The sequence below is a fragment of the uncultured Brevundimonas sp. genome (genome assembly GCF_963975535.1).
Classification (GTDB): Bacteria; Pseudomonadota; Alphaproteobacteria; order Caulobacterales; family Caulobacteraceae; genus Brevundimonas.
The window spans coordinates 48355-61512 of record NZ_CAXBHE010000001.1 but is presented as its reverse complement, the minus strand read 5'-3'; the positions used below and the strand labels follow the sequence as shown (position 1 = coordinate 61512).

The following is a 13158-nucleotide window of genomic DNA, read 5'->3' as shown; positions in this document are numbered from 1 at the left end:
CGATCACCAGCGCTTGGTGAGCTGGAGCGAGATCTGCCGCCCGAGCGCGTTCGTATTGGCCCCGTCGAAACCGACCCCGTTGGGCGAATCGTAGAATGGCGGCGCCGCGTTGGCGACATTCAGAATGTTCAGGGCGAGGGAGAGCCCTTCGCCCCAATCTGTCGCGAAGTCGTAGCGGACCTGACCGTCGAAGGTCGTCCAGTCGTCGATCTGACGGTTCGTCAGAGGGTCACGGCCCCCGCCAACGTAATTCGCGATCAATCCCAGGCTCAGCGGCCCCCGCACCCATTGGGTCCCGACGCGACCGCGCCATTGCGCCGGAAAGTTCGGGTCGCCGAGAAGGTCTTCAACCGGCGCGGCCGTGGTGACCTTGCGGTCATTGGTCAGGAGATGAGTGACCGTTCCGTCGATCGTTGCCTGCCAGTCCGACACTTCGAAGCGGTAACGCGCCGACAGGTCCAGACCTTCAACATCGACACCTGCAGCGTTGACGAAGCGGTTATCGACGATCACGCCGTACGACGTCGCCGGGAAGACCGTCGGATTGAAGTTGCCGGGATGATCGAGCAGCGACTGCACGAGCGCCCGGTCGTCGGCGGACGTCGTGGGCGAGACATTTCGAACGAAGGGCGCAAGGGACGGATCGTTCAGGGCATTGGCGAGATTCTGGATGATGGGATTGCCGATACGGTCGTTGAACCGCGTCCTGAACCAGCTTCCTTCGAGCCGGAGGCCTTCATAAGCCGCCGGTGTCCAGACGAAGCCCGCCGTGGTGGACTCCGCAGTCTCCGGTCGGAGGTCGGGGTTTCCGCCGTACTGGATGAGCGTCAGGATGTTCCCCCCACCTCTGCTCAGGAACGACGGGCCGATCTGGTAGGTGCTCTGCAGCTCCCTCAGGGATGGCGCGCGAAAGGACGTACCCCACGACGCGCGCAGCAGCAGATCGGACGTTGGGCCGTACAACAAACCGACTTTGGGATTGCCTGTGCTCCCGACCCGCTCATGGTCCTCCACCCGGCCAGCCAGTGACAGCTCCAGTCGCTCGATGCCGGCGCGTGCGTTCTCCGGACCGACGAACGGGATCCGGAGTTCGGCAAAGGCCGACGATACATCCCGTTCGTAGGACACCGGCGCGGTCACGCGAGGCGCGGTGCCTGACAGAAAGCTTTCGCCCCCCGTCTCGAACTGCTCAGCGCGGAAGTCCAGGCCGAATGCGGCCCGCAACGGACCGCCGGGAAGATCAAGGATTGTGCCATCAACCTTGACGTTGAACGAGGCGACCGTGCTCACCCATTCGGTGTCGGTGTAGCCGGAGCCAATGTGCGCAAGGATCGCCGCCGAGTTCGCGGCCGGGCCACCGAAGGGGTTGAAGAAGCCGTCTGCCGCTGTCGTGAAAGACGTGGTGGGGATGTCAGCCCGAGCTCCCAGAGCCTCCTGGAGGAATGTGGTCTGGACCCGGTTCGAAAGACGACGGCCAGTCGTTTCCTCCGCACCACTGGCGTAGGCGGAAATGTTCCATCCGACCAGTTCGCCGGAGACGCCAAGCGCGCCGCCCAAACTCGTCGAGGTGCCATCCGAGCGACCTGGTCCGAGGTCGTTGATCCAGGAGTAGGCGATGTCATGGGAGGCCGAGCCGTTCGGCGAGACGAAATACGGGTTGGCGCGCGTGACAGTCAGCGTTCCCGCGTCTGCACTCGTGCTCAGGAAGAAGTCACGTTGGGTGTAGCGGATATCTCCGTCGACGCTGAATCCGGCGGGGAGGTCCTGTCGGGCGGCCAGAAAGAGGCTCTGGCGCTCCTGCCGTGGCAGGAACCACTGACCTTCGAGCTGGTTGGTGCGGTTTACCTGACCTGGGATAAAGTCTCCGGGGGTGAGGCCGACACCGTCCTGTCCGGCCGGGATTGCGAAAAGGGGCACATAAGTCGCCGTGGCCACATCGAGGCGGACGATGTTTCCGGGCGAAGCCATGACGGGCCGGTGATCGGTCCCGCCGAACCGCCGCAGATCGGCGTCAGAAGTCGCGTCCCGGTCTGCCCCCCTGAGCTCGCCGCGTTCGTGATACTCGTAGGCGGCCACCACGCTCCCGCTCCCCCAGCTAAGCCCCCCGGCATGAGAGAAGAGGATTTCCTCCGCTCCGCCGTCACTGGTTCCGCCGACCCGGACACGGGTCTCGGCGCCTTCAAAGCGGGACTTCAGGATGATGTTGACGACACCGCCTACGGCGTCCGCGCCGTAGAGCGCCGATGCGCCGTCGAGAAGCACGTCCGCTCGGGAGATGGCGCTGGACGGTATGTTCGAGATATCGGCGAAGTCTCCAGCGTTCCCGGTTCCCGCGACCCGCCGGCCGTTGACGAGGACCAGGGTCGCATCCGCACCGAGACCGCGAAGGTTGACGCCGGTTGCAGAGCCGACATTGCGCCCCGAGCGATCGGCTCCGGTGTTGGTCGATCCTTCATGGGCCGCGCCGGTGAAGTTCTGAGGCATGGCCGCCAGGGTTTCGGCGACTGTGCCGCGCCCCTGCCGGTCGACATCCGCCTGGGTGACGATCGTCACAGGCGAGGGACTGTCGGCGCCGCGCAGATAGGTGCCGGTGACCACCACCTCATCCAGTTCGGTCGTCGGACCGGTATCGGCGCGGGACGAAGGATCGACGAGAACGAAGACTGTGGGACGGCTCTGCCGGTAGGTCAGCCCGGATTCCCGAAGGATCAGCTGGAGAGCTGCCTCCGGCGTGTAGTCCCCGCTGACGGCCGGGGACTGGCGACCGGCGACAAGCGCACTCGGATACAGAATCTGAAGCCCGCTTTGGCGACCGAAGGCGGGCAGGGTGCGTTCGAGCGGCCCGGCAGCGATGTCGAACCGCCGGACGCTGTCCGGCGACTGTGCGATGACCGGCGTCGTGACTGCCATCATCAGCGCGGCAAGCGCGGTTGAAGTGTATCCGTGGCCCATGGTTTCCCCCGTTAGTTACCCGCGAACTTGCGGGGCGGGGAGGAGACGTTGGGTCGCGGGCTTTCCCCTAAGTCCGGGGGCAGATTATTTTTTCAGGTGCCGCCAGCTAGGACGATACGACCGTCGGGGCTTCGGGTCGCCTCAAGCGGATAGAGATCTGTCAGTGCGGCGACGAATCCGTCGATGTCCCCTGCGTTGAAGACACCGCTGACCCGGATTTCAGAGATTCGGGGGTCGCGCAGTTCGATCGGCTCGCGGCTGTAACGGTTCACTTCCGCGACGGCGACCGAGATGGGCGTGCTCTCGAAGGTTAGCCGTCCCACCGTCCAGCTGGTCGCGGCGGGGACGTTGGCCGCGATCACGCGTGGCTTGTCGGCCGATGTGGTCACCTGCTGGCCCGGCTCGAGGGACCACCCGGAAGGACGCGCCACCTCCTGCCGAACGGCCACGCGACCATAGACGAGAATGACACGCGCCCCGGACCCGGATCGACGGACGTCGAACCTCGTACCCAGGGCGGTGACACGGGTGTCGCCCGCCGCCACGATGAAAGGACGCTGGGGATCGCCTTCGACCTCGAACATGGCCTGGCCGGACGTCAGGGTGACCGAGCGGCTTTCCCGCGTGTATCGGACCGCGACGGCCGAGTTTGTATCGAGAACGATCCGCGAGCCGTCGTCCAGCTGGACGGTTCGCTGCTCGCCAATCTCCGTCGTGTAGGATGCTGGGCGTTGCTGAAACCAGACGAGGCTGACCACGCAGACCGCCACCGCCCCCGCCACGCCTAGTGGAACGAGGAGGCCGGATGTCGCCCGTCTGCGCCCCTTGCCGCTGCGAACCGCCTCGGCCGTCAGGGCGGCCATGTCGGGATTGCCGGCGAGGGCGCCCGCCGCCTCCCACATCGTCTCAACCTTCTGGAAGGCTCGCGCGTTTTCGGGGTCGCGTCGCCAGTCGCTGAAACCGCGCACGTCGGCCGTCGTGACCTTGCGCTGATTGAGCCGAGCGAACCACTCGACGGCTTCCTTGCGCCTGATGTCGGCATCCGCCTCGATCGTCATCCGTCCTGCCTAAAGGTCCAGCCGAGACGCGCAGTACTCGAGCGCCCGGGCCATCCGCCACTCCACGGTCTTTACGCTGATGTCGAGCGTCCGGGCGATCTCGGGATAGGTCATACCGCCAAAGCGGTTGAGAACGAAGACGTTCCGGTAGAGCGCCGGCATCGAACGGATCATCTCCGATAGCAGCAGCGCGTCAATCTGCGACGCGGCCTCGCTCTCCGGGGCCGCCGTGGTTTCGGTATAACGCTGGTGCCGGCCCTGCCGACGGCTCTCGTCGCGCAACAGATTCATGGCGATCCGCAGGAGAAAGGCCTTCGGGTGCCGGATGTCGGCGAGCGCGTACGGCGCGGCCCGGATGTAGGTTTCCTGGACGACATCGGCCGCCGCATCGGCGCCGATCCGCGCGCGCAGGCGTCGCCGCAGCCAGACGGCGTACTGACGGTACAGACGGTTCAAACCGTCCTGCCCCTCCACCCCCAGCTGTTTCGTGTCTGCCACCACGGCTCTCCGGCCTCTTCAAAAGAGGTCCGGAATCCGGGCGAGACGGCGCGAGCGGATACGCGCGCGTCAGCACACGCCCCCTCAGGCGTCGGTAACCGACATCCGCGCCACGCACGGGGTCGTCGATGATTTGATGTCGCACAGGGGATTCCAGGCCCCACCAACGCAGGCGTCGGCGACGGAAGCATGAATCAAAGGGGCTGCATGTGCAAGCCGCACCCGGTCGCAACCCGCATCGCTCCCGCTCCGCAAGTTTTTGGCGGGCGCTCCGCAATTCACTGTCGTTGCCAGAAACCGCGATTCCCGCCCAACGTGAATCATGAACACCCAAGGAGCTTTCATGGAATGCGGAACCTCACCCCAGCCCCGTGACCCGGCGCCGTTGAGCCCGCGCGAATCCGAATGCCTGTTGTGGGTCAGTCGGGGCAAGAGCTCCGCCGACATTGGCCAGATCGTCGGTCTGTCACCGAGGACTGTGGACAGCTACATCGAGAAGACCTGCGCCAAACTCCGTGTCAGGACCCGGATCGAGGCCGTCGCCTTTGCGGTTCGCACTGGTCTCATCGACCCGGAGACTCCTTAAGCCGTTTGGTGCGTTGACGAGGAAGGGGGCGGGCCTGGAACTTCTGTACGGAAGCCGGACGCTTCAGCCCTGGTCGTCGCCGACGCCATGCGTCCCCCGGCTCAGGATCGGGGCCTATCCGTTCCGGAGCCCGCCGCGTCGCAGTCTATGATCGCACTCCGACCGGAGTCGATCCTCCTGTTCGACTTCGTGCGGGACGCTTTTGCCGGCTGGTCGCCTGCAACCGGTGCGGGACGGCCCCAGCCAGTTCGCCTTCTCCTCTCGACCGCTGCGAATCAGTTCAAGCAGAACCCTGTTCTCACGGAGAAACCATCTTGCCGTCTGCTCAGGCCCTTCACTTCCTGAAACTTGTCCGGGATGCCCTGCCCGGGACCGGGGATATCGACGCAGCCGTGCTCTCGGTGCGCAGAAGTCTGGAAGGGGTGTTGCCGCCCGACACACCGGCGTGGGCGGATCTTGCGGAGGCCGCAGAGCTTCTGAAGCAGGAGTTCCGGATCACCATTCTCCGCCGCAATTCGATCCTGCGCGAGCGGCCGGAGTGGTATCACGGACCCCAGCCGGGCGATCACCACTGGAGCGCGCTCAAGACCTATCTGACCGGGGCGAAGGGCTGGGACGAAGATACCGTCGATGTCATTGACGAAGCGTCGAGCGAGGTGGTCTCGCTGCTGGAAAATCCGCGGCAGCAAACCTTCTCGTCGCGCGGTCTCGTCGTCGGATATGTACAGTCTGGCAAGACCGCCAATATGACGGCGGTGATCTCCAAGGCGGTCGATCGCGGCTACAGTCTGATCCTCGTCTTCGCCGGCCTGACCGACAAACTGCGTCAGCAGACCCAGCGCCGGCTCGAGGCGGACATCGTCAAACGCCATCCCACCCTGTGGCATCTGCTGACGACCACGGACATCAAGGGGGAGTTCCAGATCCCGGCGCAGGGCCACCTGATGGGCATGGACCGCGCCCAGATCGCCGTGATGAAGAAGAACGTCGCACCGCTCGAACGCCTGCTGAAGGTGATCGCCAAAACGCCTGCATCGGACATGCGCCGGCTGAAGGTTCTGCTGATCGATGACGAATGTGACCAGGCGACGGTGAACTCCGCCTCGCGGGAAATGGACATGTCCCGGATCAATGAACAGATCCGTTTGATCCTGAAGGCGCTGCCGTCGGTGTCCTACGTCGGCTACACCGCCACGCCCTTCGCCAATGTCCTGATCAATCCCTACGCCGACCAGACCGACACACTGGACGATCTCTATCCGCGGGACTTCATCACTGCCCTGCCGCTGCCCGATGGTTATTTCGGGACCCAGAAGCTGTTCGGGCGCACGCCGGTCGATCCGGCGAACCCGCAGCCGGACGAGGACGGCATGGATGTCGTGCGCGAGGTGACGGCCGACGAGGAAGCCAGGCTTCAGGCGCCCAGTCAGAAGGCCCAGGCCACTTTTGTGGTTGAGATGACCGCAAGCCTCGAGAAGGCGATCCTGTACTTCATCGCATCCTGCGCTGCCCGGCGGGCGAGAGGTCAGGAGCAGGAACACATGTCGATGCTGGTCCACACATCGTCGGCGATCGTCATGCATGAAAGGGTCGCCGCACTGATCGAGGCCTGGCTGGACGAGAACCGCAAGGCGCTGGTGAACGGGACGGGCGCCGTCTGGACGGCGCTTGAACAGGTCTGGAACGAGGAGGCCGGGCGCGTCGCCCGCTCTGGCGGCGCCGAGAGCTTCAGCCAGATCAGCAGCTTCGTGCCCGCGGTCCTGGGAGCCCTGCACGTGCCGGTCGAAAACGGCGCCAGCGATGACCGGATCGACTACACCTCAGGGCCGGTCACCTACATCGTGGTGGGCGGCAGCATCCTGGCACGGGGACTGACCCTCGAAGGCCTCTGCGTCAGTTACTTCCTTCGGACGTCCAATCAGTACGACACCCTCCTTCAGATGGGGCGGTGGTTTGGCTACCGGAATGGCTATGAGGACCTGCCGCGGCTCTGGATGCCGGAAGCGCTGCGCGTGCGCTTCCAGTCTCTCGCCGCCGTTGAAGCAGAGATCCGCGAGGACATCGGCAGCTACAGTCGCAGGCCTCTGGTGACCCCCATGGACTTCGCCGTTCGGATCCGGAGGATACCGGGAATGGCCATCGTAGCGAGGAACAAGATGCGGCACGCCCGTCGTGTCAGCATCGGCTACTGGGGCAGACATCTCCAGACCATCCGCTTCGCCCGCAACAACGCGGAGCTGCTCGAAGCCAACTGGAAGGCCGCCGGCCGGCTGGTCGAGGCTGCAGGCGCGGAAGGCAGCCGCGACGCCAGCTTCACCCGCCTGCTCTTCCGCGACGTTCCGCGCAGCGCCGTGATCCGGTTCATCCGGGACTATCGCATCGATCCGACCCATCAAGATCTTGATACCGGACTTCTTCTGCAGTTCCTGGAGCAGGATCACCCGGCCCTACAGCACTGGAATGTCGGGGTCGTCACCGCGCTCGACGGAACGCCGTCGGCCGAGCCCCTCGGGGATCTGGGCCCGGTGAGCATGGTCAGGCGCTCCCGGCTCAAGGGTGTCGACGCGCTGGCCGACATCAAGGGCCTCATGTCGCGTCCCGACATTGCCTTTGATGTCCCCGGAGACGCCGGTGACGGCGACTGGGAGGCGCTCAAAACGGAACGTCGGGAAGCGCTGGGCGAGCGTCCGCTTCTCCTTCTTTACCCGATCGACCGGGCCTCCCCGGCGAAAAACGGAAGCACGGCGCGGGTCGCCATGGACGCCGTCCACGACATTATTGGCCTGGGGCTTGTGATGCCCCTTTCCAAGGATCACGGCGGCGACCTCGTCAGCGTCGAGCTGGCGCCCCCATCCGCCGAGGAACTCGAGGCGATGGAGCAGGAAGACATGGAAGCGGTAGAAGCCGCCGGTCTCGAAGAGACTGCCGATGTCTAGTCTGGTCAACGAGATCCACGCCCGCTGGACCTCCCTGCGTAGCGGCGCCGTCGCCACTTCTGACGGGCTGCCGGTGAGCACGCTGACAATCGGCACGGGTCATGGCCTGACCGCGCTTGCGCTGAACGAGCGGGGGCAAGCCCAGTTGCTCCTTCCCGTGGCGGCGGGCACGCGACGGCCGGCCCTAGACACGCCACCCGCCCTGGAAGTCGGCGCCGCATCACTGACCGGTGCAGGACAGCGTCGCGCCTATCTGGTCGTGACCTGCGTTGACCCGCTGCTCGACCGGGCGTTCGCGGATCTGGTGGAGGCGGTGCTGACCCGCGTCGTCAGTGGGGAGCCAGCAAAAGATGCGCTGGTCACTGCGATCAATGATCTGGGTGCCCTGTTCGCCAGCCGCGAAGCCGATGCGGTGGATGACCGCATCATTCGCGGCCTTGTCGCCGAGCTTATTGTCCTTCGACGGCTCACAGCGCGTCATTCCGGCGCGCCCGCGCTCTGGTTCGGACCCGTTCCCGAGCGCCATGACTTCCGCGGCGGATCACACGCCATCGAGGTGAAGTCCTCGAGCCGCACGGCGGGGCGGGTCACCATCTCGTCCGCCGACCAGCTGGAGGCGCCAGTCGGTGGAACCCTGCAGCTCTGGCGCGTCGCGCTGGAGCGCACCCAGGGTGGCGCGACCGTATCCTCGCTTGTGGCCGACATCGAACATCATTCCGGACGTTCAGCTGGATTGCGAAGCGGGCTCGTCGCCCTTGGATGCCATGATCCGGATGACGAAGACTGGAACCGCATTTCGTTCAACTGCGAGGCCATCGACGCCTGGACAGTCGAGCCGGGCTTCCCGAGGATTGTCGCCTCCGCCTTTACAGCAGGCGTCATACCTGCCGGCATTCAGGGCCTGTCCTATGAGCTGGACCCGGCCGTAGCGGATGCCTTCAGGGTTGATGAGGCGGAGATGCAGGCGCAGGAAGCGCGACTGGCGGCCTCCCTCCCATGACGCGTCTTGGTCTGTTTTCAGAGCCCTACGCGCCGACCGGCAACATGGGCGACGGAGGGTTTGAACGGCTCCTCGGAGCTCCGCGTCTGGACGGGCTGCAGCTTGTGCTGCGCGAAGCGATCCAGAACAGCTGTGACGCCGCCAAGCTCGGAAAAGGGCCAAAAATCCTGATCCGGCTTCGCACGCTGACGCCCGATCAGCTTGCGGTGCTGCGCAATCAGGTGCTGGCCGAGCTGCCTTTCATCAGCAGTTCCGCAGACGCGCTTACGGCCTTCCTCGACGCAGAGACCCCTCGCGTGCTCGAGATCTGCGACTTCGGGACGACCGGTCTCGGCGGTCCCACGCGGGCTGACCGGATCCCGGCCGGTGTCGACCGGACCGACTTCATCGACTTCATGCGCAACGTCGGCACGCGCCGGAACACTGATCTTGGCGGCGGCACCTATGGATTTGGCAAGGCGTCCCTTTACCGGACGAGCCGGTGTTCCACGGTCCTTGTCGACACCTTGGCCGAGGATCCCGGCGCAGGGGCGGATGCCCGGCGACTGATGGCCTGCCATCTGGGCGAATCCGGCGAGCGTGATGAGGGCAACGGTTTCCTGAGCCGCTACACCGGGCGGCACTGGTGGGGCGTGCAGGGAGCGGCGGACGACGCCGGAAAAGTTGGCGAGCCGCAGACAGGCGACGCGGCAGCGGCGCTCTCCGAAGCCCTCGGAGCTCCTCTGCGGACCATGGCTGGCGCGACGGGAACTTCGATCCTGATCCTTGACCCCGACCTGCGGCTGGACGTCGTGGATCAGGACGGGACTGAAGGCAGTGCAGGATCAGCGGATGTGTCAGACATCGGCGTCCACATCCTGGAGCGGGTGCTCTGGAACTTCTGGCCGCGCATGCTCGGCACGACGCCAGAGCACCGGCGCATTCACCTGACCGTGGAGGTCGAGGGCGTAACCCTCGAAACTCCAAGGCCTGAAGACTGCCCGCCGCTCGACCTCTTCGCGCGGGCCATGAACGAGATCCGGGACGGGAAGGGGCGTGAAATCAGAAGCTACCGACCCCAGACCTTCCTCGGACGCCTGGCGATCAGCCGGGGCGTGCGCGCCGATCGCCTGCCGGCGTTCCGTGCCGAAGGTCTCCTGCCAAAACGATCGTCGTGCATCGCTCTCATGCGTCCGGCGGAAATGGTTGTCTGCTACATGGATGGGCCTGTGCTTGCGGACGAGCGGACCGAATGGGCCGGTGTCTTCGTGACCAGCGACGACAAGGAGGTCGAGGAGGCTTTCGCAAGCTCTGAGCCCGCCGCCCACGACGTCTGGGATCCATCCGCCCTGCCGAAGGGGCCGGCGCGGACCTGGGTGAGAATGGCTCTTGCCCGACTGAAGGAGGCGGCCAGCGAAGTCGCCGCTCCGGGGGCGGCCTCGGGCGGGAGCGAAGGATCGACAGGGTCGGTCGCGGCGGTCGCCGGCATGCTCGGCGCCTTCCTCGCAGGCGTCGGCGCCGGCGGGCCAACACGGGGCGGTGGCGGCGGCGGCGGCGGGCCGTCAGGACGCCGCCGCGTCAGCCAGCCGACGTTTCAGCGGCTGGAGATGTTCGAGGGCGAACGCACCGCCCTGTTCACCCTCACCGTCCTGGGCCGCGGAGCCCTGACCCGGCTGGACCTCACCCCCACGATCTCGATGGATGGCGGCGGCGTGGCGGCTGCCGGACTGGACGTCGTCAGCCCGCCTGTCGTCATCGAGGTTGACGGCGACGGCGACGACATCTTCCAGGTCCAGCCGCTGGTGGACATCGGGGATTTCGAAGGCGAACTCACCGTTCGCGTCTCCGTGCCGGATGACTGCGCCGTGGGCCTCAGGGCCTCCCTGCTTCCGGCGGAATCCGCATGAGCCGCCGGACCGCTGCGCCCTTCAACCGACTGGACGCGGCCATCGTCGCCCGACCCTGGATGATCACCGTGGGTAACCAGTCGCCAGCTCCCCTCGGGGAGATCACGCCTGACTGGGATTACGCCAGTGCCGTCAGTCTCGAACGGGTCATCACGCTTGACCACCTGAAGGCCGCAGCCGAACTTGGGCTCGCTGACGAACCTTACACGCTGGAGGTCCTGATCGAAGTCGGCACGGGGCCGGGCGACCTGCCCCGGGAAGTCGTGCGGCAGACGCGCCTTTCCCTGGAACCCGGAGAGCCTTGCGCGATCGCCATCCACGTTGATCCCTCCCGACTGTCGGCGCAGCTCAGCCTGAGGACCTCTGTCCTGCTGGCATCCGCCCTGGAGCCGGGCGATCCTCTCGCGCCCCGGCGTGCGGCGTCCCGTCTGTGGGATGAGCGGTGCGTCACCCGGATCGAGGGTGATGATCCACGATTCCCCATGGAGGTCATAAGCTTCTCCACCGTGTTCGCCGGTCGCCCACATGAAGCCGCGCCCTGGATGCTCTCCTGGAGCCCCGCCAGTCCGGGGCGCGACTTCCACGGCGCCGCACGCCTCTACCTCAACGCCGACGAGGAGGATTTCGTGGAGCGCGTTCAGGAAGGAGACGAACTGACGCTTCAGGCGCTCATGGGTGATGTCGTGTCGCAGATGTGCGAAGCCGCGCTGAGGGCGGGTTGGCATGAGGATTTCGACAGCGCTGAACCGGCTTCCGTCGCCGGTCGGGTGGCGCACTGGCTTGAGCAGGCTTTCCCGGACGTCGCCGCAGCGAAGACCGCGCTTGAGAACCGGCCCGGCGAGTTCCGGTCCGCCATTCTCGCCAGTGTGAGGCTCTGACGATGGCGGTCACCCTTCTTCCCCGGCTAAGCGCCGCGGCCGTGGACCAGCTCCTGTCCGGCACTCCGGGATCCGCCAGCGCTGCGGGGGTCATCGACCTGCCTGACGCCATCACCTATGGCGCGGTAGGCGGAAGCCGGCTGCACGGCGCAGACCTCGTCGTCCTCAAGGAGGGCGTGGAAAAGGTCGCGCGGGAGGCGGGCTACCCAATTGCCACGACAGTCGCGGCACGTGCTGCGTTCGATGCCGCCTGCGCCCGGCATCTGGCGCAGGTGCCGATCCTGCCGTCGGGTGAAGCGCATCGCGATGACGTATGGGCCTTCATGGCCGCCTATCTGTTTCGGCCGATTACCCTGTGGCGATACGCAGAGGCGCCCGATCGTCATCACGGCGGGGTTCGCAACACCTTCCAGCGCCTGTGGATGCGCGGAACGGTCCTTGACCGTGGAACAGGCCACGGCGAGCGCTGGGGACTCGTAGAAGGTCTGACCGAGGACGCCTTTGTCGCGATCCTGGAGCGGCCCGCCATCGCAGCGAACCGGACGCTGGCCCTCGCTCTTGCCGAGGGGTGGCTGGCCGCCGCCGAGCGCTACGGCCGCGCAGCAATGCAGCCCATCATGCGCTCGGCCGTCATCCGCATCCGAATGCGGAATGAGATCATGGCGCTGGGGGCGCTGCCGGCCCAGGAACTGCGGGAGATCGTCGATGCGGTCTTTGTGGATGCTGAAGCGGCGGTCCGGCGCATGGCCTGACGGCCGCTGAGGCCGCATTCGGAAGGGAGCGCATGTACAGACAGGGCAGTCTCGACAGCCTGTGCGGTGTCTACGCTGTGATTAACAGCGTCAAGGCTGTGGCCCACACCCGCGGCTTCAGCCTTCGACGTTGGGAATGCAGTGAGCTTTTCAGACAGCTCTGCGGCGTTCTGGCCGACGGAGGGCTTTTGGCTGACGCGCTCACGGACGGTACGACGATCCGGACCTTCCAGGCCATGACACGTGACGCTCACGTTTGGCTTTTGCACATGCGGGGGCTGCAGCTGGAGTGCCGCAGGGCGTTCGGAAAGTCGCCCGAAAGCCTTGATCTTTTCTGGCGCAAGCTGTCCGACCATGTGGAGGCCGAAGGTCCGGGCTCGGTCCTGATCCGGCTTTCGGGGCGGATGGAGCACTGGAGCTGCGTCCGATCCATCAATGATCGCGCGATCATCCTCGTCGATTCGGACGGTGTCAGGATACTGCGCCGAAAGCTGTGCACGATCGCCGGTCCGGACCGGCGCCGTATTCACCAGCTGATACCCACCCAGGCGCTGCTGGTGACCTGCCGGTCCGGGGCTCGCGCGTAAACAAAACCGGAACATCTGCCTTGCA

General features: G+C 65.8%; 10 protein-coding genes. 7 read left to right on the top strand and 3 right to left on the bottom strand.

The window, feature by feature from the left end:
- Positions 1 to 3 precede the first annotated feature (3 nt).
- From AACZ75_RS00315 to AACZ75_RS00305, 3 genes are all read right to left on the bottom strand, one after another.
- Positions 4 to 2952: a TonB-dependent receptor gene (locus AACZ75_RS00315; protein WP_339870535.1), complete on the bottom strand. Its 2949-nt coding sequence runs from the start codon at positions 2950 to 2952 to the stop codon at positions 4 to 6.
- Between the two features lie 92 nt (positions 2953 to 3044).
- A complete protein-coding gene (locus tag AACZ75_RS00310; protein ID WP_339870534.1) occupies positions 3045 to 4010 on the bottom strand; it encodes a FecR family protein in 966 nt (321 codons plus the stop codon).
- 9 nt (positions 4011 to 4019) lie between these two features.
- Positions 4020 to 4508, bottom strand: a complete 489-nt coding sequence (locus AACZ75_RS00305) for an RNA polymerase sigma factor (RefSeq protein ID WP_339870533.1) — start codon at positions 4506 to 4508, stop codon at positions 4020 to 4022.
- 322 nt (positions 4509 to 4830) lie between these two features.
- On the opposite strand from AACZ75_RS00305, the gene AACZ75_RS00300 reads away from it, so the two are divergent.
- The 7 genes from AACZ75_RS00300 (at position 4831) to AACZ75_RS00270 (ending at position 13133) form a co-directional block, all read left to right on the top strand.
- Positions 4831 to 5094 (top strand): helix-turn-helix transcriptional regulator, encoded by a 264-nt coding sequence (locus tag AACZ75_RS00300; protein WP_339870532.1) that lies wholly within the window; start codon positions 4831 to 4833, stop codon positions 5092 to 5094.
- A gap of 314 nt (positions 5095 to 5408) precedes the next feature.
- Positions 5409 to 8030, top strand: a complete 2622-nt coding sequence (locus AACZ75_RS00295) for a Z1 domain-containing protein (protein WP_339870531.1) — start codon at positions 5409 to 5411, stop codon at positions 8028 to 8030.
- Positions 8023 to 9030 (top strand): PD-(D/E)XK motif protein, encoded by a 1008-nt coding sequence (locus AACZ75_RS00290; RefSeq protein WP_339870530.1) that lies wholly within the window; start codon positions 8023 to 8025, stop codon positions 9028 to 9030. The genes AACZ75_RS00295 and AACZ75_RS00290 overlap by 8 nt, the downstream gene beginning before the upstream one ends.
- On the top strand, positions 9027 to 10916 hold the full coding sequence (locus AACZ75_RS00285) for a hypothetical protein (RefSeq protein ID WP_339870529.1): 1890 nt from the start codon (positions 9027 to 9029) through the stop codon (positions 10914 to 10916). The genes AACZ75_RS00290 and AACZ75_RS00285 overlap by 4 nt, the downstream gene beginning before the upstream one ends.
- Entirely contained in the window at positions 10913 to 11794 is an 882-nt protein-coding gene (locus tag AACZ75_RS00280; protein ID WP_339870527.1) for a hypothetical protein, read from the top strand. Before AACZ75_RS00285 ends, AACZ75_RS00280 begins: the two co-directional genes overlap by 4 nt.
- Before the next feature lie 2 nt (positions 11795 to 11796).
- Entirely contained in the window at positions 11797 to 12546 is a 750-nt protein-coding gene (locus AACZ75_RS00275) for a hypothetical protein (RefSeq protein ID WP_339870525.1), read from the top strand.
- 32 nt (positions 12547 to 12578) lie between these two features.
- Positions 12579 to 13133, top strand: coding sequence for a hypothetical protein (locus tag AACZ75_RS00270; RefSeq protein WP_339870524.1), 555 nt, complete (start codon positions 12579 to 12581; stop codon positions 13131 to 13133).
- The last annotated feature ends 25 nt before the right edge of the window (positions 13134 to 13158 follow it).